General features: G+C 68.4%; 20 protein-coding genes and 1 pseudogene. All 21 read right to left on the bottom strand.

Going from position 1 to position 22,358, the window contains the following annotated elements:
• Window positions 1-62 precede the first annotated feature (62 nt).
• On the bottom strand, window positions 63-446 hold the full coding sequence (locus tag ACQEUR_RS18090; RefSeq protein ID WP_433032276.1) for a hypothetical protein: 384 nt from the start codon (window positions 444-446) through the stop codon (window positions 63-65).
• Between the two features lie 789 nt (window positions 447-1,235).
• On the bottom strand, window positions 1,236-1,694 hold the full coding sequence (locus ACQEUR_RS18085; protein ID WP_433032273.1) for a hypothetical protein: 459 nt from the start codon (window positions 1,692-1,694) through the stop codon (window positions 1,236-1,238).
• Between the two features lie 26 nt (window positions 1,695-1,720).
• Entirely contained in the window at window positions 1,721-2,146 is a 426-nt protein-coding gene (locus ACQEUR_RS18080; RefSeq protein WP_433032270.1) for a hypothetical protein, read from the bottom strand.
• A gap of 940 nt (window positions 2,147-3,086) precedes the next feature.
• Window positions 3,087-4,304: a hypothetical protein gene (locus ACQEUR_RS18075; protein ID WP_433032268.1), complete on the bottom strand. Its 1,218-nt coding sequence runs from the start codon at window positions 4,302-4,304 to the stop codon at window positions 3,087-3,089.
• A 264-nt stretch (window positions 4,305-4,568) separates the two neighbouring features.
• Window positions 4,569-5,105, bottom strand: a complete 537-nt coding sequence (locus tag ACQEUR_RS18070) for a hypothetical protein (RefSeq protein WP_433032265.1) — start codon at window positions 5,103-5,105, stop codon at window positions 4,569-4,571.
• A 516-nt stretch (window positions 5,106-5,621) separates the two neighbouring features.
• A complete protein-coding gene (locus tag ACQEUR_RS18065; RefSeq protein ID WP_433032262.1) occupies window positions 5,622-6,068 on the bottom strand; it encodes a hypothetical protein in 447 nt (148 codons plus the stop codon).
• Between the two features lie 471 nt (window positions 6,069-6,539).
• Window positions 6,540-8,507 carry a hypothetical protein gene (locus tag ACQEUR_RS18060; protein ID WP_433032259.1) on the bottom strand — a complete coding sequence of 656 codons (1,968 nt, stop codon included), beginning with the start codon at window positions 8,505-8,507 and terminating at the stop codon, window positions 6,540-6,542.
• Window positions 8,508-8,626: 119 nt separating this feature from the next.
• Complete coding sequence (locus ACQEUR_RS18055) at window positions 8,627-8,968, bottom strand: hypothetical protein (RefSeq protein ID WP_433032257.1); 342 nt, start codon at window positions 8,966-8,968, stop codon at window positions 8,627-8,629.
• Between the two features lie 122 nt (window positions 8,969-9,090).
• Window positions 9,091-10,164 carry a M23 family metallopeptidase gene (locus ACQEUR_RS18050; protein WP_433032254.1) on the bottom strand — a complete coding sequence of 358 codons (1,074 nt, stop codon included), beginning with the start codon at window positions 10,162-10,164 and terminating at the stop codon, window positions 9,091-9,093.
• A gap of 70 nt (window positions 10,165-10,234) precedes the next feature.
• A complete protein-coding gene (locus ACQEUR_RS18045) occupies window positions 10,235-10,537 on the bottom strand; it encodes a hypothetical protein (RefSeq protein ID WP_433032251.1) in 303 nt (100 codons plus the stop codon).
• A gap of 192 nt (window positions 10,538-10,729) precedes the next feature.
• Window positions 10,730-11,407: a hypothetical protein gene (locus ACQEUR_RS18040; protein WP_433032249.1), complete on the bottom strand. Its 678-nt coding sequence runs from the start codon at window positions 11,405-11,407 to the stop codon at window positions 10,730-10,732.
• A 305-nt stretch (window positions 11,408-11,712) separates the two neighbouring features.
• Entirely contained in the window at window positions 11,713-12,435 is a 723-nt protein-coding gene (locus ACQEUR_RS18035; protein WP_433032246.1) for a diguanylate cyclase domain-containing protein, read from the bottom strand.
• 92 nt (window positions 12,436-12,527) lie between these two features.
• Complete coding sequence (locus ACQEUR_RS18030; RefSeq protein ID WP_433032243.1) at window positions 12,528-13,289, bottom strand: hypothetical protein; 762 nt, start codon at window positions 13,287-13,289, stop codon at window positions 12,528-12,530.
• Window positions 13,290-13,410: 121 nt separating this feature from the next.
• Entirely contained in the window at window positions 13,411-13,809 is a 399-nt protein-coding gene (locus ACQEUR_RS18025; RefSeq protein WP_433032240.1) for a histone-like nucleoid-structuring protein Lsr2, read from the bottom strand.
• 129 nt (window positions 13,810-13,938) lie between these two features.
• Complete coding sequence (locus ACQEUR_RS18020) at window positions 13,939-15,099, bottom strand: monooxygenase (protein ID WP_433032237.1); 1,161 nt, start codon at window positions 15,097-15,099, stop codon at window positions 13,939-13,941.
• Between the two features lie 472 nt (window positions 15,100-15,571).
• The gene (locus tag ACQEUR_RS18015; protein WP_433032234.1) at window positions 15,572-16,153 is read right to left on the bottom strand and encodes a hypothetical protein; all 582 of its coding nucleotides are present in this window, start codon (window positions 16,151-16,153) and stop codon (window positions 15,572-15,574) included.
• A 115-nt stretch (window positions 16,154-16,268) separates the two neighbouring features.
• Window positions 16,269-16,772 carry a hypothetical protein gene (locus ACQEUR_RS18010; RefSeq protein WP_433032231.1) on the bottom strand — a complete coding sequence of 168 codons (504 nt, stop codon included), beginning with the start codon at window positions 16,770-16,772 and terminating at the stop codon, window positions 16,269-16,271.
• Between the two features lie 264 nt (window positions 16,773-17,036).
• Window positions 17,037-17,420 carry a hypothetical protein gene (locus ACQEUR_RS18005; protein ID WP_433032229.1) on the bottom strand — a complete coding sequence of 128 codons (384 nt, stop codon included), beginning with the start codon at window positions 17,418-17,420 and terminating at the stop codon, window positions 17,037-17,039.
• Between the two features lie 121 nt (window positions 17,421-17,541).
• Window positions 17,542-18,525 (bottom strand): hypothetical protein, encoded by a 984-nt coding sequence (locus tag ACQEUR_RS18000; protein ID WP_433032226.1) that lies wholly within the window; start codon window positions 18,523-18,525, stop codon window positions 17,542-17,544.
• Between the two features lie 486 nt (window positions 18,526-19,011).
• Window positions 19,012-19,923 carry a replication-relaxation family protein gene (locus tag ACQEUR_RS17995; protein WP_433032223.1) on the bottom strand — a complete coding sequence of 304 codons (912 nt, stop codon included), beginning with the start codon at window positions 19,921-19,923 and terminating at the stop codon, window positions 19,012-19,014.
• Window positions 19,924-20,134: 211 nt separating this feature from the next.
• A pseudogene (locus ACQEUR_RS17990) lies at window positions 20,135-22,358 on the bottom strand (type IV secretory system conjugative DNA transfer family protein); the annotation flags it as partial.

Here is a 22,358-nt window from a genome sequence, read left to right as displayed (position 1 = left end):
ATGGTGCTGTCGATGACGGGGCCGGTTGACCCCGGCCGGTCGAGCCGGTGGTCTTGCGGGACTCACTGCGGGATGCTCGTGGCCGGTTCGGGGCGCTGTGCCATCCAGAGCCGGGTGATGGCCCGCAGGTGTTCGATCTGCGCGGCGCGCCTGGCGAGCAGCGTGTCGAAGCGGGGCCCTCGCGCCTGGAGTACGCCGGTCGTCTCGATGGGAGGGATCAGGTCGTCCGCACCGGCGGCGAGGACCTGCCCGACCTCCCGGAGGCTTCCGTCGATCTTGGAAACGAGCTCGGCGAGTTGTATCTCGGTGCTGCTGAGTGCGGTGAGCGCGTCGCGCAGTTCCGAGGCCACGGTCGGTTGGCTGGTGTCGGCGCGCACGGCGTCGGTCAGCGCCTGAGCGTTGATCCGCTCGCCGCAGTACTTCAGGACGAGATGGGTTTCAATCACGATGTGCTCCCTGCTCGGAGGTGGGGGTGAAGGTCGCGCCGTACCAGGTACGGGCAGACGTGGACATCTGGCGTTGGGGCGTTCAGTGGCCGTGGACCCAGGGGTGAGGACGGCCGATCCTCGACCGGTCAGGGTCTCCCGAACGATGCCGACGTGATTCGGTGCAGATTGCCGCAGTTCGGTGGAGTTGGTGGCCGAGCTGGCGAGCCGATGCTGGCGGACCGGCTTGTTGAATGTCGGTGGTCGTTCGGACTGCTCTTTCTTGTTCGGTGGCCCGGGCAGGCAGCGGGCTACGGGGTGACGTCGCTCGGCGGCGGTTCTGCCTCATGGGGCGGTGCCCAGTTCTTTCGGTGGGCTCAGTGCGTTCCGTCCGCACCTCAAAGCGGAGCCGCCGGAGTTTTCATATCCTGGTGCTCGTATTCCTTGAGCGGCAGTGCGGGTTCATGTGGCACGGGGATGCCACTCAGGAGTTCGTCGACCTCCTCGTAGCATCTCTTGCAATACAGTGCCCTGTCGTCGATGGAGATGGTGACCGCGGCGAGGCAGCAGGGCGACAGGTACATCAGCCCCCAAGAAGCCTCGATGTAAGGCAGTCCGTAACGATCGATAAATATAGGTTCGGATGGTGGCGATGTTGGCGCCCTGGCAGGCATTGGTCATCCCTCCACATTTGGTTCGGCCCCGCCGGTTGCGGCTCTGGTTAGCCGGTAAAGGTGGCCCGTAGGTGCCCCGGCAGTGTTCCGGACCTGTCCAGATGTTTCCTGGAACAGGCCGGGATACTGGAAGATGTCACAGGCGGCTTTTGAGTAGCCGACCACCTTCAGTGCGGTCGTATAGGATTACCCAGTCCTGCTCCCAGGACGGGGCGCATATCGCGCAGATCCTATTGATGTGTCCGCACAGTTTTGTGGAAGCGATAGCGACCTTCTGGAGTTTGCTGTCGCCCTCGCCCTTGTCTTCCGGCTGACGTATCACCGTTGCCACGTAGGTATGACCGCTCTGGCCGGTAGTCTTGAGTATCTCTCTGTTGTGGAACGCGTCCAAATCCAGACTCTCCCTGTTCGTTAGTTTCGGGTTACTGCGATGCCCAGGCAAGCCCGGTGCGCGGTCATTGCCGTCAGTACTGGATCGCGTGAAGTCGGTCTGCGTCGCGCTGATCTGGGCGGAGATCTGCCATGGATGTGCGGGATAGGTGCGCTCGCCAACCAGCCGCTCGACGCGGCGAGGCGAGGCGAGGCGAGTGTGCACGTCGCGACGCGCCCCGCCCCTGGGGCTCACCCGAGGGAATGGACGCCAACCAGCTCGCCACTGCCGCTGTGCACGGCCACATTGTTGTCGGCGGCGTTGATTAGGTAGATCCACGAGGCACCGAGGTCGATGGTGCGATCGAGCGTGAAGAGCGTGAGGGACTGGGGTCCGACGTCGCCCAACGTCATCCCCACTCCCGCGATCGGGCGTTGTCCGCTGAACCCGGCGGGGCCGGGCACACAGGACGGGCTGATGTCGGGTGCGAGGTACTCCCAGTCGTGGGCAAGGACCGCGTCGATGAGGGCCTTTGTGTCGCGGCTCGCGGTGGTCGTCCAAATGCCGCGCAGCTGCGGGATGAGGGAGCCGGGATTGCCATCGAACTGGACGAAGCGTGCGTGCACGGTTTCTGGTCGGTCGGGGTCGGTGAAACCGACGTAGCAGGGGGTTCCCATGAAGCGTGCCTCCTTGTGTGTTACGGACGTTTTCGTGCGCCCCGCTCGCCGTGCAGCAGCCGCGTCTCGCCCGGTCCCTTGATGCGGGGCATGGATCAGAATCGGTACGCCTGGACCTATGCGGCGGCGGCCAGCGCCGCTCCGGGAATCCGGCGTGGCAACCGCTGCGGGATCCGAGGTCGCAGGTGCGTAGCCGTGGCGCCGAGACCGGCGGTGAACCAGCCGACGAGGCGTCCTGGGTCGCGCCTCTGCTGCAGCGGCAGCCGGCGGTTGGTGGCAGTGGGAGCGGGTGGGCGAGCCACCTGTGACAGCGTCGCGCGAGAGACCCGCATCGCTCGCTGCGCGAGCCGTGCGGCCAGACACGGTCCGACTTGGTCGGCGCACTGCAGGTTGACACATCGGTCGTCGGGCCCGCGCTGATGGGCGGTGAGGACGTCGACGGCCTGCCGCCACAGCAGCGGGTCGGTGACGTCACTGGGAACGCGGGCCTGGTGGGACGGGCGGTTTCGGCTCCGGTCGAACATGCGGGTGACCTTCCATCGTTTGGGTCAGGCGAGTCACCGTCCGTCCGACTCGGCTGTGTGGTGCCCTGATGGAGCGGGCCGGGCGATGACGCCCTGATCGACGCTCATCTCTTGTCGTAGATCAAGTCGGCGCCTCGGGGTGCGGGTGAGCAAGTCGACGATTCAAGGCGGCGGCCAGAGCCCCAGGTCACGTACGTCCGCTGGAGAGCGCCGCTAGTGGGGGGTGAACACCTCCACTAAGGCGTAGCTCTGGTTCGGGTAGGCATCTCGGTGGATCCGGACGCGCACGAGGTGGTCGTCGATTCAGCGGATCTCAGTGAGGGCATAGCCTTCCCGGTGCTCGCCGAAGCTGCGGTCGACCACAGCCGTGCGGGGCGGCTTCGTGTCGCTTTCGTCTGGCTGCGTTCTATCGCTGCTCACTGGTGATCCTCCGGCAGGTCAAGACCAGCCGTGGCGTAGGAGGCGGCGCCGAGGTGCTGCGCGGTGAAGCTCAACCCGTTGATCGCTTCGTTGAGCGAAGCCCGCGCCGCGTAGGCGTGGGTTTCGTCGAGGCCATAGCCGTCGAGGCTCCGAGGGCTGTCGGCGAGGTGGCGGAGCCCTCCACTCAGGGTGTGCGTGAAATAGGTCAGGGAGGTAGCCAGATCGGCCAGATCCCGGGCCGTGGGGACGGCGGTGGCCCGGGCCCCGCCGAGGCAGTTCGCCAGGTAGCTGATCAGGGTGCCCATGGATCGGGCGGCGGTCTGGGTCAGTTGAGGGCTGAAGGTCGCCTCGTCTCCAAAGGCGGAGCTGATCTGCGCGGCTAGGAGTTCGGCGGATGCTTCGAACATGTCTGACGTGCGCTGGTTGGTCTTGGCCTCCGACGTCAGGTGATTGCGGGTTGATCGGGGCCGTGTCTGCCGCCAGAGCCGTCGAGCGAGGTTCGTCAGGGCTCGCCAGGTCGTGCCGGTAGGCAGATCTGGTGAAGCATCGTGCTTGTCGGTTGGCGATGGGGGTACGGTCGCGGGCCAGGTTGCCGTGGCCGCCGCGATTTTGCGGGCGTAGGACCAGGCAATGCCTGTCTCTCGCGCCGAGGCGGCGGAGAGTTCTGCGGCATCCTGCAGCAGCACCCGGACCTCGTCGGCTACGTCGATGACCTCACCTGAAGTCCCGTTTTGGTCGCCGGAGCCGGTAGGACGCCGCTGGTGGGCGTAGTCGAGAAGGTAGCTCTGCGTTTGTGCGTGCACGCGGGCGAGCAGACGTGAGGTCCGGTGAAGGTGGCCGATAACGAACGCGACATCTGCGGGCGTGGGCAGGGCCGTCATGGCGCTGATCGGCCCGGTTGCCATGTGTAGCCAACGGTCGAGGTGTCCAGCCGCCGCGATGGCAGCGCCCAGCCGGCTAGGGCTGTAGGGGCCGTCGTGTGCGAACAGCTCGCGCATCGTGTCGAGCCAGTCAGTTGTTGCTGCTTCGGCCGGCATCCCATCCTCGATGGAGACGGGCTGGGACAGGCTGCCGTCGCTGGCTGGGCAGATGGGCGTGTCTGTCGCGAGGTGCCACCACGGGTTGATAGCGCTGCGGTAGGCGCTGTCGAAGCCTGAGGCGGGTTGGTCTGCCACCGGCTGCGTGCAGACGGGGCAGATCATGATCTCGACCATTTTCTAGTCCTTTCCTAGACAGAACGAGGACGAGCCCAGGGCGGTCTCGTCCCTGCCTCCGGGTGTGGGCGGGATCCGACCCGCCGGGGCGGTGAGGTGGGCGGGAGCGGCCCGCAGGGCGGGCAGCCGGTCGTGAAGCCAGTCGGCGATCAGTTTCCGAACCTCGCGGACGACTTCTGCGCCAGGGTCCGGCATCGCCGTGCCGAGTTCCGGATACCGCGCGGCAACCGCCCGGACCAGAGCACCAGCCGCGCCGAGTGCGGCTTAGGCCAGGCGGGCCCGTCGTTGCTCGACCTCCTCGATGGCGGCGATGATCAGCCCGGCGACCTGTGCTGTGGTGGTGTGCTCGGGTACGTCGACGCTCCAGCTGGTCCCGCCATCGGGCCCTATGGTGAACTCGCTCGTGTCGGCGACGGGCTTTCGACGGCCCGGTGCCTCGAACCAGCCTGTTCCTGCGGCGATTGACCAGCAGCCGATGCCGTTGGGGTCGGTGTGCGTGGTGCCGGCGTAGATGGTGGCGGTGTTGCCGCCGGTGTGCTTAACCACGGCGGGATGCCCGCGACGGCTCACCGCGGCGACCACCGCGTCCATGTCGATGCGGTCAGGCTGGCGGCCGTCGTTGAAGGCGTCACGCAGGGCGGTGAGGATGTCCTCGTCGACCTTCTCGTGCAGGCGGATGGCCCGGTGGCGGCGGGCGTGCGCCCACAGTTCGTCGTCGGTGGGCAGCCCGGTGTCGTTCCTGCGGCTGGCCTCGCCCCACGCCGTTGTGACATCGAGCAGATTCAGCCAGTCCTGGTCCACGTTCTCCTCCTCTCGGATTGGGTTGAGATGCGGTTGATGGGCTCTCGGCATGGGAGCCCGGTCCCGCTGGACCGCTGTTCTCCCGACAGGGGACAGCACCGCATGGCTCGCGGCAGGCAGGCTGGTGACTAGGTGACCTGCCCCGGCGCGGGCGGTTCGGCGTACTCCCAGTTCCATCTGTTGAGGCGGTAGTAGCCGTCGGGGTGGCCGTGATCGTGCTGGTCAATTGCCCAGGGGTATCGGCCCGTTCGGTCTGGTGGACGACGCCGTCGACCAGGCGGACGCGAGTCGTGCCGGCCGATTCGCCTACCCGTGCGGCGAGAAGGTCGCAGTCGGCGACGATCGGGGCGATCGGGGCGATCGGCCGACCTTCCGGACTGAGCAGGCCGCCGACACCGCGCAGTGCCATCCAGGCCGGCGTCCAGACGGCCACCGATTCTCGGGCCTGCGGGGGGAACTTGAGCGGTGGGTGGGGTGCTCGACCACGTCCGCGGCGTCGCGGACCAGCCGGACCCGCTAGTCCTCACGCAGTGCCTGATAGGCGTGCCTATTGGCGGTCTCAGTCGTAACTCGGCCGCGCAATTCCTGCAGACTCGTGCCGGCTTCAGTCTTCCAAGTGCCCCAACCCTTGCATGGGTAGCCCGCCACAGCGGAGGCGCAGGCGTCCGGCGAGACATAGCTATGCCCGTCGTTTGTCATCAAGCGACCGCCGGGGGTAACGGCGGCGTAGTAGGTTTTCTTGAGGCGAGGTCGGTGCCACGCCACGATCTGCCCAGGCTGCAAATAACCTGCAGTCAGGATCTCGGCAAGGAGCCCTTGATCGGCGAGTGGAGGATCCGCCATTCGAAACTCGAGCCGCGGCAGCCCCAGCACCTTTCGGATGACATCGTTGAAGCTGTCGCCAAATTCGCCGCGCTCGCCGAGCGCGGCGATCACTTTGTCATCGACTTGAATCTTCGGCATGGAACGTCCTTGCTGCGTGTTTTGCATGGTCGAGGTTTGCCGCGGCCCCCCGCGCTTGAGGAATTCGATCGCTTCATGACATATACATTTGAACCTGGCCGACTTCAAGTCGTCGATGTTGAAGTAACCCTTCTTTCGCCTGCCGCCAATAAATAGTTGCCGCTATGCTCGTATTGTTGAGGGCAGGGAGATGTACCGCGCGAGGATGCGGGTTCAGGAATGGGTGCTGGCGCGCATAGGACTAGAGCTTGAGGTCGGCGGGTTCAAGATGCTGGTTATGCGACCGGCGTCGAGGCCGTGTGGCTGGCCGCACCACGGTGCCGGCCCGTTCTGCGTCGGCGCAGGCGGAACCGCTGGCCGCCTCGCGGGCGGAGTCACCCGCTGTCCTAGGGGAGCGGGTGCGGCGACCGATGGATGCGGTTTGAGAACCGGCCAGGTGGCGCGGTGATCCGGCGTGGCTGGCAGCGTGGGTTACGTGGGGTCGGTGTCGAGGCCGAGTCGCTGCCGTTCGAGAGCTATCAAGGCCCAGGCGGGCGCCTGCCAACTGTCGTCGTTGGCCGGTATGGCTGTCCGGCCGTCGGCTAGGGCTCGCAGGGCTGGGACCTGTGCGGCGTACTCGCCCCCGAGTGCCTCCAGTTCCTTGCACGCCCGCGAGGTGACGTCGCGCATCCCCTGCGCCCACGGGCCGGGCTTGCCCCAGTGCTCGCGCCAACGGCCGCGCATCGGCCCCTCACACAGGTGGTAGCCCAGCCAGGCCACCGGTGGATGCACCCCGACCGCCTCAGCCAGCAGCGCCACCTTGTCGTAGTCCCAGGCCCGGCCGCCCCTGACCTGCCGGTGTCCGGCGCGCTTGGGGTTGATCAACGTACGCCAGTAGTCCGGGTGCACCGCGGTGGAGGCGATCATGTCCTTCACGTCTTTGAACTGGCCGGCGGCCAGCGCGTGCGGCAGGCGGTCGGTCAGCAGATGCGCCAGGTCGCGGCGGCTTCTCGGCACCTCGGGGTCATGTGCGCTGGACAACCGACGCCCGGCTGCGGGCTCCGGGTCCGGCAGGGCGACCAGATCGGGTAGGGCGGCGCCGTCTGCCAGGAAGCCCAGTAGCAGCGCGGCGAACTCGCTCAGTAGTTGCTCGAAGCCACGGGACCGGTCGTGGTAGTCGAATATCGGCTTCCAGCGGCCACCGCCACGGTGACCTACCCGGTGCGCCGCCTCATGTAGCAGGGTGAGTAGCGTCTCGTGGCGGTTGGCCAGCACGTCGCGGTGAATGGCCACGTTGCCAGTGCGGGGGTCGTAGAACCCGTCCGCGCACGGCGACTCCTCGCTCTCGGCGTACACCCGGACCCGGTGCAGCGCGAACGGCCCGATCGCGCGACGCACCAGCTGAATCCCGTCGTCACGCACCGCCTGCTCAGCAGTGGTGAGTGACTTCTCGGGCACCCAGGTGGTCTTGCTCCGCGTCTTCTCGTAGTGGCGGACCTGCCGCACCTTGGGCGCTTCGACACCGAGACGCCCCATGAACGCCCACTTTTCGTGCACGGACAGGCCGCTCGCGGTCACCTCGGTGTATCCGAGGTCAACTAGATGGAGCACGGTCTCCTCGTCGCCGGAGGCGTTGTAGTAGGTGTTGGCGGGCAGGTGCTGACGCGCCCATCTACGCCACGCGGCCGCAACCCGGGCAGGAGACGGATGGCCGAAGAACCGCTCCGGCTCGCGCAGCTTTCCGCCGTCGAGCACGTGTGTGGCGAACCGGCCGATGACCTGCTCGTCTTCGCTGGCGGCGAGGATGGTGCGGACCGCGTTACGCAGGGCGCCGGCCTCGATGACCGTACGGTCCCGGTTCTGCAGTGCCTTGTCGGTTAACGGCAGGTCGTATGAGGCGAGGAAGCCGGGGACGGTCGACACGAGCACGCCACCGATCCACACCCGCCCGGGTTCCCCGTCGAGAACGCACACCCCGGGAGGCGGGGGCGGGGCATAGCCAGGTTCGCTGAGCGCACGGAATCGCCCGATGGCCTCCTCCGCGAGTTCTTGCCGACACTCGACGGTGATGACCGTGCCCTCGGTGCGCTCGTTGCGGTAGAGGTGGTAGACGAGAAGCTCGGCGCCCTGGGCGGAATGTGAGGGGATCAGGCCCTCAAGCAGTCGGCGCCGCTCGACCGTCGGAGTGAACCCGTAGCCGACGGTTTCACAGCGCACCGTCCTGATCTCGTCGCTGCGGGCCAAGACCAGGTAGGCGAGCTTCTTGCCCTCTCCGAACTGGCCGATCTGCTCCGCGGTCTTGGTCGAGTAGCCGAGGATGAGTCCCTCCTCGGGGATGCCGGGGCCGTCGTCGGCGATAGTCAACACGCCGTTGTTCCAGCTGACGCGTGCCTGCGGATCCTCGTCGAGGGCGTTCGCGATGAGCTCGCACAGCGCCCGCACCGCTGTCCACGATTTCACGTAGTCGGGCGATATGGGATAGGCGAGGGTGTCGGCGATAGCCGAAACTGGCACAGGTGTGTCCTCGCTCCCGCCGGCGTGGCCTTGCCCGCCGGGCGTTCTCGTGGGGTGGCTCATATTCACGAGGGGTCTCCATCAAGTGATAGGTTCAAATTCAGGGGGTGCGGATGGAATCGGGAAATGGCATAGGGGAGCCGACGGCCCTGCGCGGGTGTCGCGACAGGACGAACGGAATACCAGCTGCCGGTCTTGATCAAGTCGATCGCGACGCTTGCGAAGGCGGCTTGCGGACGCTGGGCTGGGCTATCCGGATCGCCTGCGACGACGAGGGAGGTGTCCGCGTCGGCGCCGGGCAGATCCACCAGGTGTGGATGTAGGCGTCCGTGGTCGATGCGGTTGATCTTGTCGACGAGCAGGGCGTCGGCCTTGGGAGTCGAATCAAGGTCGTGCGTGGATGTCACCTGATAAAGCAGTGGCAGGGTCCCCGACCAGGCCGCTTTTCATCGAGTTGGCGCAAGTGCCAACTAGGGCGCCACGTTGATGAGAAAGCGCCATCTTCGATGACGCCCACATCATCATGTCGCTACATCGGGACGCCTCGCGCCCGCATAAAGGCGACCGGCTCCGTGGCGTTATTGGCTGTGGCGGGGTAGCCGAGGTGAATTTCGAAGTGCAGATGCGGGCCGGATGAGTTTCCACTCGACCCGACTAGTCCGATCGGCTGACCGGCGATCACCGACTGTCCAACCCGTACGCCCGGCTCTTTGACCATGTGGCAGTACCGGGAAACGATGTCCCCGGGGTGACGGATGTCCAGGTACCAGCCGCACCCGCCGAGGCCGGGGTATCCGTCTCGGTCACACCGGGTCGGTGCGCCGTTCGGTTCATGCGAGGTGTTCCCGATGTTGCATCGCACGCGGGCTACGACTCCGGCGGCGGCGGCACGAATGACGCTGTTGTGCGGGGCGCCGATGTCGACACCGTCGTGGCCTGGCCGGTGCGCGGTGCGGTAGCCCGACCCGACGTGGCCTGGAACGGGTCGGGTCCACCCCTGGGCGCTCACGGCTGCCGGGTCGCAGCTCGGCAAGGTGGTGGCGCCGCTGATGGTGGTGACCAGCAGGGTGGCATCCGGTTCCCACTTCGCGTACGCGTCGGGGTAGGCGCTGATCTGTACCGCCTGCGCGGCCGCGCTCAGCGGCATCCGCTGCCACCCGGCGACGGTTGTCAGCTCGCGGTAGAACTTCTCCGCCGCGTAGACCGGGTCACGTAGCTGCTGCGGGGTGCCCCAGCCTTGGCTGGGCCGTTGCTGGAACAGGCCGACGGAGTCACGGTCGCCGCCGGGCAGGTTGTGCAGGGTGCTCTCCTGCATGGCGGTAGCGACCGCGATGACCCACCCCCGAGCCGGCACGCGCAGTCGCGCGCCGGTGGTGACGATCGCGGCGGCGTTCGTGACCTGGCGGCTGTTCCACTGACCGACCGGCCGCCAAGAGGGCGGGGATGCCGCTGTGGCGTGGGTCGAGCTGTCGCTGGCCGTTGCGGGCTCGGCTGGAAGGCAGGTGGCGGCAGCCCCGCCGAGCATGCCCGCGAGCCCACCGCAGACGAGGATGAATGCGGCGGTGACCACGATGGCGAGCGAAACCAGGGCACGGACGCTCATCGTTGCCTCCCCGCCGCTGCGCCCATGCGACGGCTCGCTGGCCGGTGGGCCGGGTTCGGTGGCGACTTCATTATCTGGCCCATGGCTCGGCGTACGGGGGCGGCGGCGTACCGCCACTGGTGGGCTCGGCTGGACCGATGGTGCCCGTCTTCGCCTCGCCCGGGAGGGCGCGGTGACGCTGGATGCCCTCCCAGAGGGCGGCGGCCGGCCATAGGAACTCGGCCGGCTTTTCGGCTAGCGCGGACTGAAGGGACGTCTTCGCGAGCCACGGCGCCGGCATCGGGTGCTCGGGAAAGAACCGGTCCCGGGTAGTGGTCAAGATCGGCTCGACGGTGGCGACGGGCTGTTGGGGATGCGGGTTGGCCTCGGACATCAGGTGTTCCGCTCTCTCTTGGAAGGTTAGGGATTGAAAGGTGTTGGGTCCCCCGGCCAAGGGCGGGCGGCCGGGGGACCCAACACGTACGAGAGGGGCCAGCGGGGTGAGTTGGTGTTGGTCTTCGAGGAAGCGGAGGGAGATGGTGTAGGTCTTTCCTGCCTCACTTAGTCACGTCGCTAGAGGCCTTCCTCATCCCTGCGCGTCGACGGCGGCCACGCGCCAGCGGTTGACGTCGAAGGTCGCCCGAGCCTGCAAGGCCGCTGGTCGGGCAGGCCCGACCACGTGTGGTGCGCCGGTCATGTGACCGGCTCGTGGGATGCCTTGCCCTGAACTGGTACCGCCGCTCGGGTCGCGTCGTCCGGCGCGCAGGTCCGCGAGAACCTGCCGAAGTCTCGGCGGCATGTCCGTGTCGGTGTTGCCCGGGTGGAGACGCAGCTCGGTGTCGAGCCATCGCACGCCGGCGCCGTCCACCCACGCCTGGGGACTTCGGTGCGGCCGGAACGACCAGCTGGGCTGGTAGAGGTGCCGCAACGGCACCAGGTCGCCGGGGTAGCGCTTCCAGGTGGCGACGTCCCACTTCACGACCGTGCCCGGTGCTCGACCCATGTCGGCGGCGTCGGCGCAGGTCTGACAGACGCCGCCGTTACGGCGTTGGCTGCCCTGGCAGTGGCTGCACAGTTCGTGGTTGGCCGGGTCTCGGGTGGGGTCGTATGTGAGGTCCCATGCGCCGGTGACCTGGCCACCCAGGCGGTAGCCGTCGATCCTGAGGGCACGTCGGCGGCGTCCGACGAGCCGGTCCAGGTGGTTGTCGACGGTGTCGATGGTGGCTCGGGCCGGCACGAGCACGGCCAGCATGATGTGTCCCATCAGCGCCCGCCTACTGCTGTGGCGGTCAGTGGGCCTGCCCCCGCCGACGCGGAATGGTCTGCCTCGCCGGGTTGAAGCAGGTGGATGTGAGTTCGGGTGAGTTGTTGCTTGCCCTGGTCTGGGACGTTGCTGTGTGGCTTGCGGGGCTGGTCGAACATGGCGACTCCTGGTCTGGTGAGCGGGGTGCCGGCACACGGAATGCCGAGGTTGGCGGAGAGAGGGCGCGGCGCCGTTGGGAAGCGGACAGCCCGGATCGGGAGGACGCGGGGGCCGTCTGCGGCCGGAATCTGATGGCTTGGGTGCGGTCAGCGCCGGCGCGGCCAGTCGCGGGGTCGCCCGGCGCGTGGCCTGTCGCCCATGTGGGGGGCGTAGCCATACACCTCACAGTGGTTGGCCTTCGCCCAATACATGGCGACATCGGCGCGGTGCAGCAGATCCTCCGCGCCGCGATCGGTTTCGTCGGTGACCGTGTAGCCGACGCTGGCGGTGACGGTGACCTTCTCGTTGCCGATCTGGAAGGCGGTGTCGCTGATCTCGCGCCGCGCTGTGGCCGCGATGGCCGCCGTGTCGGCTTCGTTGCCGTGCACGATGAGGGTGAACTCGTCGCCGGAGAGCCGGGCGGCGTAGACGAAGTGGCCGCTTATCCGACGCAGCCGTTCGCCAACCTGGGCCAGAAGGGTGTTCCCGGTGCGGTGTCCTAGGCGGTCGTTGACCTCCTTGAAGCGCGCGAGGTCGAGGACGACCACGCCGATCTGCTCGGGAGCGTTGAGCGCGTCGGTCAGGTACGCGGTAGCCGCGCGGCGGTTCGGCAACCCGGTCATCTGATCGTGGGTCGCTTGCGTTCGGTACTCGTCGCGTTGGGCTTCCAGTTCCAGAATTTCCGTTTCCGCCTCGTCCTCGAGTGCGAGCAGGCGATGGCGGGTGGCCACTAGACGGTTGCGTAGCGACAGGGCCAGCAGTGTTGGGGGAACGAGTCCGGCGACGACGCCGCCGGCGGCGGTGACGAGCCAGGTGGCTGTTTGAGACACTTGTGTCGCTCCTTGGTGATGAAGGAGCACCGGGGGTGGGCGTGCGTGCCAACGTTGACGCCCGCCCCCGGGCTGCCGAGATGGAAGGTGGCCTACGGGGCCTGGTAGGTGGCGATGTTGTCTTCGAGCCGCTGGACGCTGCCGTCTTCGGTGAGCTTGTTCAGTGCGTTGGCGACGGCGCCGTTGCTGAATTTGCTGGCAGTCGTGCCGGCGTTGAGCAGGTGGCAGATCTCCTGGACCTTGTAGGGCTTCCCCGGCTTGGCCTTCAGCAGTGCGAGGACGGCGGCGCGGAGTTCGCCCTTGCGGCGCCTCGCCCTAGCAGGCCGTGTGTTGGCGGACGAGCCCTGCGCGCCGTCCCCGCCAGCCGCAATCCCGAGGTCTTTTGCCTGAACCGTGGACCCGTTCAGGTTCCTGGTGGTTCCGACCTCCGGCCCGGGAGCGGCATCACCGCTGGCCGCGTTGTCGTCGTTGTCCGGCGCGTCGGCTTGGGCAGCGTCGTCCGGGTCGGGTTGAGGGGTGCCTGACGAGGTGAGACCGGTGACTGGGGCCCCACCTGTCTCGCTGGGTTGGCCGACGATCGCCGGTGTCTCCGTTGGGCTGCTGTGACGCTCGCCGGTCGACGTTGCTGCTTCGGCGCCCTGGTCGGTGAGTTGCCAGGTCACCGTGGACTTGCCGGTGCGGGTCTTCTCCACGTGGCCGAGACCCTCCAACTCCCGCAGCCGGGAGGTGGCCGTGGAGTAGCCGATACCGATGTGCCCGGCCAGCACCGCGGCGGTCATCGGCCCGTGCTCGGCTAGACCGGTCAGCAGCCGCTCGGATGCGCCGGGTGGAGGACTGGTCGTGCTCTCGCTCATGCGCGTGTTCTCTCCTTCTCTATGGCAGCGGACGGGGACGTGCACTGATGCACGCTTCGGAAGCAGTGAAGATCAAGTGGAGGGACCGAACTCTGGGACTACGTGGTCCGGGCCGGGTAGGTCATCGATCAGTGAGATGACGTGGGGCGTCTCCCGGGTGGGCTTCGTCGTATGCGGTCCGCACACTGGAAGGGATGGAGCCGCGCCTGCGGGGCTGAGGGAGTTCCAGCTGGTGCCAGTCCGCGGTGAACCACCAATTGCGGATAGCGGCGTTACGCTTGGTGGTCGCCCGGCTGGTGCGGCGCGGTGCTCGCCCACCGTTCGCCTGGCGGTGGATTCCGTTGGGCATGCGCCGGGCGGCATCGATGTACGGGGCGAGGGCGGCCTCGAACTTCTCGAGGTTCTGCGCGGAGAGGTCGATCTCGTAGGCGGTGCCGTTGACGCCGAACCGAACGGTTCGGACGTCTCCGGTGGAGCCGTCCAGGTCGTCGGAGATGAGGTAGATGGTCTTCTTGGCCACCAGTGGGTCCTTTCGCTGTAGGGCATGCTGAGACCCCCGCGAGGCTGGTGCGGGCGGGGGAGCTGTTTGTGCGGTTTGTAGATGGTGCCCTTGGGCTTGTGTCGGCGGTGGGGCGGTGCTCGTGGCCGGTCAGGCCGTGCCGAGTCCGAATCGCTGGCCGATGGTCGGTCCGCGGTGCACGGCGGCCACTGCGGCGGGCAGGTGACGGCGTTGCCAGCCCTGCAGTGCGGCGGGCAGGTCGGCGCCGTATCTGTGGTGCTGGAGCAGGGCGGTGACCAGCCCGGCGGCTTGTTCGATTCCGTTGTTGGCGCCGCGGGCGGTGTGCGGGCGCACTGGGGCGAGGGCGTCACCGAGCAGGGCGGCGTGTCCGTTGCCGATCGGCCACACCATGCGGGTGGGTGGTGCGATGTCCAGCACCGGCACCGCCATGCGGGTGTGCGTGGCGTGCACGACGGCGCAATGTTCCGGTGGCAGGAGATGCTCTGCGTGTTCGTCGACGTGGGCGCGGGCGGCGGGGCTGACGTGCTGGGGCAGGACGAGAAGCCGGCGGGTGGGACTGGCTCCGAAGTACTGGCGGTACTCGGCCGTGGGGCAGTCGAGGTAGAAGGTCCAGTCGCAGCCGCCAGGTACCGGCGCGAGGTTGAACTGCACACCGGGGCATGGCTCCAGCCGCAGGAAGTCGCGCAGGTCTGGATGCGGAGTGCATTCCGCCGTGCCGCGGTGGGCGACGTAGCCGGCGTACCGCAGCCTGCGGTTGGGATCCAGCAGTCGGCGCCCGATGGATGACCGGCCGTCGCCGAACACGACCAGGTCGGCGCGCTCGGCGTGCCCGTCGGCGAACTGCAGGACCGGTTGGCCGGACTGTTCGGCGAGCCCGGTTACCCGCATCCCGGTGCGTAGCACGTGGTTGGGCAAACGGGCGGCCAGGGCGCGGTGCAGCAGGGTCCAGGTGGTGTTGCGGCCTGGGTAGACCCGTCTCGCGATTTCGGCGGGCCGGCGGTCGTGGACCCTCATCTGCATGATTACTTCAGAGGTGTGGGCGACGAATTCCGGTTGGGGGATGCCGAGTCGGTCGAGCACGTCGAGCGCGGCGTGTTCCAGGCCGATGAGGCCGCCGGTGAGCGGCGCGGACGCGGGCGCGGCTTCGTAGACGGTGACCCGGTCGAATCCGGCCTGGATCAGCAGCAGCGCGGTCACGGGGCCGGTGAGGCTGCCGCCGATCACCGCGATGCGCAGCTGATCAGTTCCGGCCCCACTGCCGTGAGCGGCTGGGGCGAGGTCAGTACTCATGAGGGTTCCCTTCGGCAAGAAAGGGTGGGGAACCCCGGGCATGGCCGTGCGGCCGTGCCCGGGGAGTGCGCTGGTTGCGCGGGGGTGGCCGGGCATCGGCCAGGTCGTGCGAGCAGGAGCTGAGGAATGAGGGTGCGGGTTGCCGTGTTACTCGGCAGCCGGGGAGGTGCTCAGTCAGCCGCCTGGCTGGCGGTGGCGAGGATCGTCTGCGCACGGGCAATGAGCCGCTCGGCCACTGCGCTCAGCGCGGCCTCCTCGGGTGAACTGTGGGTGCCCGGGTGTCCGGGTGCCAGTTCGCCGCGGCTCGTTGGCCAGGACGGTCCAGGTCAGGTCGGGGGTGAGGACCTCGACCACCGCCGTGGACTGGGATTCGTGAGAGTCAGGGCTGATCCGTACTCCCAGGATGTGCCCGTCGGTGCGATGGATGCGGGTGAGGGTGTACCGGCCTCGGCGACCGGGGTCGAAACTGCTGTCAACGATCATCGCTGGTCCTTCCCTTGGAAGAGGTATGGGCGGCCGGTTTGCGGGCCGGGCTCGGTTGGGACGCCCCAGCCCGGGGCACTGGGCTGTTGCGCCGTGAGCGGCGACGTCGGGGCGTGGGGGCACGTGGGGAGCGGTGGCGGCGTCGGGCGACGGCGGGCTGCAAAGAGGCGTCGACGGTGAACATGTCGAAGCCGGCCGCGTGGCCCGCGCGGAGCAGGCCGAGCAGGCGGCTGTCGTCGATGAGCCGGAATTCCGCTTGGACACGCTTGCGGTGGCGTAGCGGTCCGCCGAGCCATTCGGTCCAGGTGATGCCGTGCCCGAAGCGGCGTCCGTGATAGGTGCTGTGGAACGGTTCGGCGTCGATGGCGTCTTCGTTGAAGCTCGGGTAGAAGTTCCCATCGATGTAGAGGCCGTCGTCAAGGTACGGGCCCCCGCCGCCTCGCATCAGGTACAGCGCCGGCGGGGCGTCGGGGACGACGTTGCCGTCGAGGTCGACGCGGTGTTTGGCGGTGGCTGCGGATGTGGCCATCTGCAGCACCTTGGTCAGGTCGAACCAAAGTCGTCGGGGCACGTTCGGTTCTTTCCTCTCATTGGTCGCCAGACATGCGGCTGGTGCGGCGGGGTGGAGCCGGTCGGAGCAGCGGGCAGTCCCGGCAGGAGGAAGGGGACAGCACGGGTTCCGACCGTCACTCGTGGTGGACATTGACGGCGGCCACGCGACGGTCGTGGGGATCCCGCCTGCGGTGACGCCGGATGACGCAGGCGCTCAGGCGGCCGTCGGCGGCGATGTCGATGGCGAAGACCTCACAGCCGGCCGTGAAGCCAGCGCGGAGCTGGTCGAGCAGACGACTGTCGTCGAGCAGCCTGATCTGGGCCTGGACCGGTACCGGGCCTCGGGGTGGCCCGCCCAGCCATTCGGTCCAGGTGATGCCGCCATAGCGGCGTCCGCCGTGAGCGGTGCGGAGCGGTTCGGCGTCGACGGCGTACTCGTTGAGGCTCGGGTGGAAGTTCCCGTCGATGTAGAGGCGGTCGTCGAGGTATCGGTCGCCGCTGCAGTCGCGCATCAGGTACAGCGCTGGCGGGGTCTCGGGGACGACGTTTTCGTCGAGGTCGATGCGGTGATCGCTGGTGGCGGCGATTTCTGCCATTTCCAATACCTTGTTCAGGTGGAACCACAGCTGTCGGGACATGCGGGGATGTCTCCTCTCTGCTCAGTGGAGTTCACCGGCCCGCTCTCAGATGGCCGGTGACGGCGAAGGGTGGAGCCGGCCGGGCAGCGCAAATCCCTTCGGGTGCAGGGGATCCTTGCGCGTGCCCGACCGGTCTCCGGTGATGCGTTGTGCGGTGGTGACGGGCCGACCGTCGTGCCTTGTCGGTATGTCGCTCGAATCAGGACGCGACAGGTCAGAGCTGGCGGCTCTGCACCGGTCACGCATGACGACCCTGCTGATGTGTCAGGGGCGGCGCGGACGAGCGAGCTTGCGGGCGCCCATGATCGAACCTTCCGTGTTTCGAACGGTGTCGTGGCATACCAGAAGGTCGTGGCGGTCGAATGCGGCGAGCCCGACGACGAGGGGCACCAGGTAATAGGTGCCCTTCACCATGGGCGGCAGCGGGGTTACGCCGTTGTTGCCCGAGCCGAAGTCGACCAGCTGGACCGGGATGCCGAGATGGAGGTCGTCGTCCCTGATGACGCGCTGTTCCAGCCTGACCGCCTGGTACTGCTCGGATGGTTCAATCACGCGCAGCGGGATGACACTGCCCGGCTCGATTCGATCCGGGGTGTCACTGGGGTAGATCGCGACAGAATGCGGCGTCAGGTTGACGACCTCTTTCATCTTGATCCCTTCGTTAACGCAGTAGGTTCGGCGGCTACCTGCTGTGGGTGTGCTTTCGTGGCCAGGTCGGTCGGCGAGGATCCCTTCGTGTGCAGGGGACGTTGTGCCAGGCCGGTCTCGGTCACTGGTGTTGAAGGTTGACGGCGAGCAGCCGCTGCGACTCATTCAGCGAGTCGAGGTAGCGGGTCGCCTGCTCCAGGTAGGTGATCCGGTCGGCGAAGTGCGCGCTGGCCGGTTGCATCCGCACGCCGTCCTCGGTGAGGAAGGCGTCGGTGCACAACGCCCATTGGGCGTGGTAGTTGGCGTATCCGACTGGGCCGGACTGGAACATCTCCAGATCGGCGAGGTCGAGCTGACCGGCGCCGTAGGTTGCGGCGTTGTGCATGCGCATCGCTTGCACCCGAGGTTGCCGGTGGAAATCGGCGATCGCCGCGTCCATGGGGTACTTGGACGGGTCGGACAAGTGCTGCTGCAGATACACCGGCCACGGGGTGGCCGGCTTCGTACCCGCAACGACACGCGCCCAGTGGGCGTGGCGCATGCTGGCGCCGGTGAACGCGCCGTCGCGCATACCGGCCAGGTTGAGCAGCCGGATGGGTCCGCCGGCGCAGTACCGGGGCCCGGTCTTGGCCTTGCGCAGGTCGATCAGCTGGCGCCGCTGCCAGGGGTAGATGCTGGGCGATGCCCAGTACCTCGGGCAGATGGTGCCGGAGACGCCGAGGTGCTTCTCCAGTTGTCGAGTGTTGCCCAGCGTCTCGAACAGTCCGTCGGAGACGCAGACGATCATGGTGCGAAGGACTGCCGGCGCGATGGCGGCGGAGGCCGGAACGGCCTCGTCGCTTGTGACCGCCGTGACCGTCGTGACCGCCGGGGCGGCCGGGGCGGCCTTACGGGCCGTGGTGGCCTTGGGCGCCGTGGTGGCCTTGGGCGCCGTGGTGGCCTTTCGGGCCGTGGTGGCCTTTCGGGCCGTGGTGGCCGTGGCGGCCGCGGGGGCTGCCGGGGCCGCAGAGGCCGTGATGGCTGCGGGAGCCGCAGGGGGCGCCGGGGTCCCGGCGGTTGCGGTGGTCCTACGCAGTGCCCTGGTGGTGGCCGACTTCTTGGTCATGTCGGGGGCCTCCCTCGAGGTAGGGGCGTGTCTGGGCACGCCGAGATAGCCGGTCCACTGGGTGCGTGGGTCGGCTGCGGGCGGGTTGCGGTGATGCGGGTGGTCGAAGCGACCGTCGGGGTTCGTCGGGGGCTCGTGGGCCGACCGGCCGGTGAGGGCGGGTGGGCGTCAGGTGCCGTGTACGGCGAAGGGGTCCGAGGTGGGACCGACCGGGTGGAGATATGTGTTGGTGCTGTAGTGCCGTGAACCGTAGCGGCCTGATCTGTCAGGCCGCGTTGCCTCGATGGGGCTTCGCAAAGGGCGTCTGACCTGCTCTGTCAGACGTGTTAGCCGCCGGTGCGGCGGGTGACTCCGCGCTTGTGACAGATCACCGCGATCTGACAGACGGGCCATCATCTTGAGCGAGCGCCGCCGGGGCGGGGCATGTGAGCGCAGCCGGTCCCACCCGTGGCAGGTGAGTACAGCCGAGGCTGTGATCTGGGGATGTCAGAGGTTGAGGTGCGGGGTCAGGCCCGCCGCCGGCTCGTCGAGGCGGGTGAAGCGGTTGGGGTTCGTCGCCGCGTAGGGGCCGTGGTCGCTGGGCAGCTCGTGCAGGCGGCGGGTCCGGTCGGGGTCGCTGCTCAGTCTCCAGATCGGGCCGGCGGGGTCACCGCCGTGGACGGCGGTGGCGACCGGCATGGCGGTGGGCACCCCGGCGAGGGCGTTGAGCAGGTTGCGTTCGCGGCCGGGGTTGGGCACCCACAGCAGGACGGGGTAGGTCGGGCCGAACTGGTTGAGCCGTTCGTAGGCGGGCAACTTGGCCAGGACTCGACCCAGCGGTTCGGTGCCCCGGTCGTGTTCGAGGAAGAACCCGACGCTGCTGTCGCCAACGGTCCAGATGCCGTGGCCGTCGGGGCGGACCCCGGCGCCGCCGTAGGCGCTGGTGGCGTGCTGTTCGGACCACCATCGGTCGAGGCGGGCCTGCGGGTTGGCGCGGGTGTGGGCGTACAGGTCGATGAAGAACTGGTTGGCGCCGAGCAGGTGACGCAGCTTGTTGCTGCCGACGATGCGGTCGGTGCGGTCGCGGTTGCTGCGCGGCGGTTTGGCCAAGGGGTTGTCCGGGTCGTGGTAGGCGTCGCGGTTGACCACGAGGCCCAGCGGCCCGAGCGCGTACAGGTACTGGGTGGAGTCGGCCTGCTCGCTGTCGACGAACCGCTCGACGGCGTGGATGCGGTGCAGCAGGGTCAGTCGGAGCCGGGCGCTGCGCCCGGACGGGAACAGGGCCTTGGCGACCTGGCCGGTGGACAGCAGGTAGTGCTCGGCGAGCCAGGACAGCAGGAGCCGGTCGCGGGGCGTCAGGCGCCGGGTGTCGCGGTAGGGGTCGGACTTGGCGGGGCGAGGAGGAGTTCGGCCGGACATGAGGATGCTCCTAGGGAGAGAGGGTTGCCCTCCATACGGAGGGTGTCTGGGTGAGGATCGACCACAGTGGTGGAGCGGCAGGCCGCTGTGCAGCGCGGACGCGACGTCGTCGCTGATCTGTCAGCGATCGGTGGCGATGGAGGTGGAAGGGGCAGTGGATCCCGTGACGGATCCCGTCAGGGAAGCCGTCGCCTGGTCACTGACAGACGGCTCACCGGGCCCGGTCGGTCGTGCCGGTGCGGCGTCTGCCGTCGGGTTTCTGGCTGTACTGCTTGACGAGGGCGTCGACGGCGGAGGGGTCCTGCGCCGGCACGGCTTCGGCGACCGTGCGCCGGATCGCGGTCGCCTCACCGACGACGGGCAGTGGTGGGCGGGTCTTGAGCGTGAACGCGGGTGTCTGCCGGCCGTCGACCACGAGGCGGGCGACCGCGGTGTAGGCGTCCAGGTGGCTCAGGTCGTGCTCGTCGAGTTCTGGCAGGGTGTGCCGGCCCAGCACCCGCGCGTCCTCGGGCGCGACCGAGAAATAGATCTTGTTGCGGGCGTTCGCGCTCACCGCGGCCAGGAGCTCGCGGGGGAACTGGGCGAGGTCCTGGTGGGCCAGGGTCATCGCCAGCCGATACTTGCGCGCCTCGGCGAGCATCGTGTCCAGAGAGGATGCCAACGTCAGGAAGTTCTGACACTCGTCGAGATAAATCGAGCAGTCTTTCCGCCGCTCGGCGGGGATGGTGGCGCGGGCGGTGGCGGCCTGCCAGACGCGGGCCAGGATCAGGGAGCCGAGCAGCCGGCTGGTGTCTTCACCCAGCACGCCCTTGGGAATGCGGACCAGGAGTACTCCGCCGTCGAGGATCCTGTTCATGTCGAAGCTCGACTTCGGGTAGCGCATTGTGCGGCGGACGAAGTCCCTGAGCAGGAAGGCGCGGAGGCGGGCGAGGACCGGGCCGATGATCTGCGAGCGCAGGGCTGGTGACAGTTCGTCGTACCACTGCCAGAAGCCGTGCAGGCCGTCCGGGTCGTCCAGGTCGACGGTCATCGCCGATCTGAACTGGGAGCTGTTGAGCAGCGGCGGGATGTGTTGCAGGGTGACGTTGGCGTGGCGCAGCAGGGTCAGGCAGGAGACCCGCATGACGTCGTCCATCCGCGGCCCCCAGGCCTTGGAGAAGATCGACCCGAAGATGCTGACCAGGTTGTCGACGACGAGGTCCGGGTCGTCGCCTTCCAGGGGATTCATGGCGGGTGGGTTGGGCTGGTCGGGGTCGAAGAGCACCACTCGGTCGGCGACGCCGGCCGGGAGCCGGTCCAGGACGTCGAGGACGAGGTCGCCGTGTGGGTCGATCACGATGGTTCCGCGTCCGGCCCGGATGTCGTCGATGATCAGGTTGGCGAGCAGGGTGGTCTTGCCGGAGCCGGTCTGGCCGACCATGTGGGTGTGGTAGCGGGCGTCGGTCACGGACAGGGCCACGGCGTGGCCGCCGACCTCGGCGTCACCGAGGACTTTGCGGCCCCGTCCGCCGGTTGGCACGGCGACGGGCACCGGCATGGACTTGGCGCGGGCCCGGTCCAGGCCCGGCACCGCCAGGTCCCGGGGCAGGGCGGCCATGCCGGCGAGTTCCGGGTCAGTGAGGGCCGCGGCCAGGCGGCGAACGCAGCCAGGCGGCGACCGGTCGGGGCATCCGGGCCCGGTGGGCGAGCCGGTTGCGTCCGGCGTAGATGGCGAACGACGAGGCGATCGCGTCGGCGATGCCGCGTAGCCGGTGGTAGGGCAGGGTCGCGTCGCGGTGCCCGCGGGAGGCCACGGCGTAGCGGACACCGGTGTCCCATAGCTGGTGGGAGGTCTTGTCGAGGATCGCCCGCACGTCGCGTTCCACGGTCGGGTCCGGGCGGGACGCGGCCTTCGCGGTGCCGCCGGTCTGGCCGCGGCCGGGCAGGAACACCTCGATCAGTTCGGTCAGGCCCCGGCCGATGTTGAGGCCCGGCAGCGCGGTGGCGCCGTGGCGCAGCCGGCCGGCTGCGCGGCGGGCCTTTGGTGCGGCGGGGCGGGCGAGGATCTGCACGCAGGCGTACTCGCCGTCGTGCAGTTGCGCTCCGGCGGACATCAACGCACGAAGCGGGTCCGCGTCGTGGTCGCTGGTCAGTGGTAGCCAGTCGGCTGCCACGGGCAGCAGGTGGCCGCCGACCGCGGCGGCCGTGTCGGCGGGTATCGGCGCGGGCGCGGGCTCGTTGGCGGTGGTGGCCGCGCCGGGCCACGCGGCGCGTACGGCGGCCTCGACCGCCCCGTTCGGGACGCTGCCGGGCACCCACAGGGAGATCAGTAGTCGCCGGCCGGTCCAGGTGTACTGCAGGCCGATGTGTGGGGCGCCGTAGAGCAGCCGTCGGTGTCGTACGGGGTGAGAATGCCGGCGAGATTGGCCCACAACGCGGCCGCTGTGTTCGTCGGC

Source organism: Plantactinospora sp. CA-290183, assembly GCF_050936375.1.
Taxonomy (GTDB): Bacteria; Actinomycetota; Actinomycetes; order Mycobacteriales; family Micromonosporaceae; genus Plantactinospora.
This window is presented reverse-complemented; position numbering and strand designations above follow the sequence as displayed.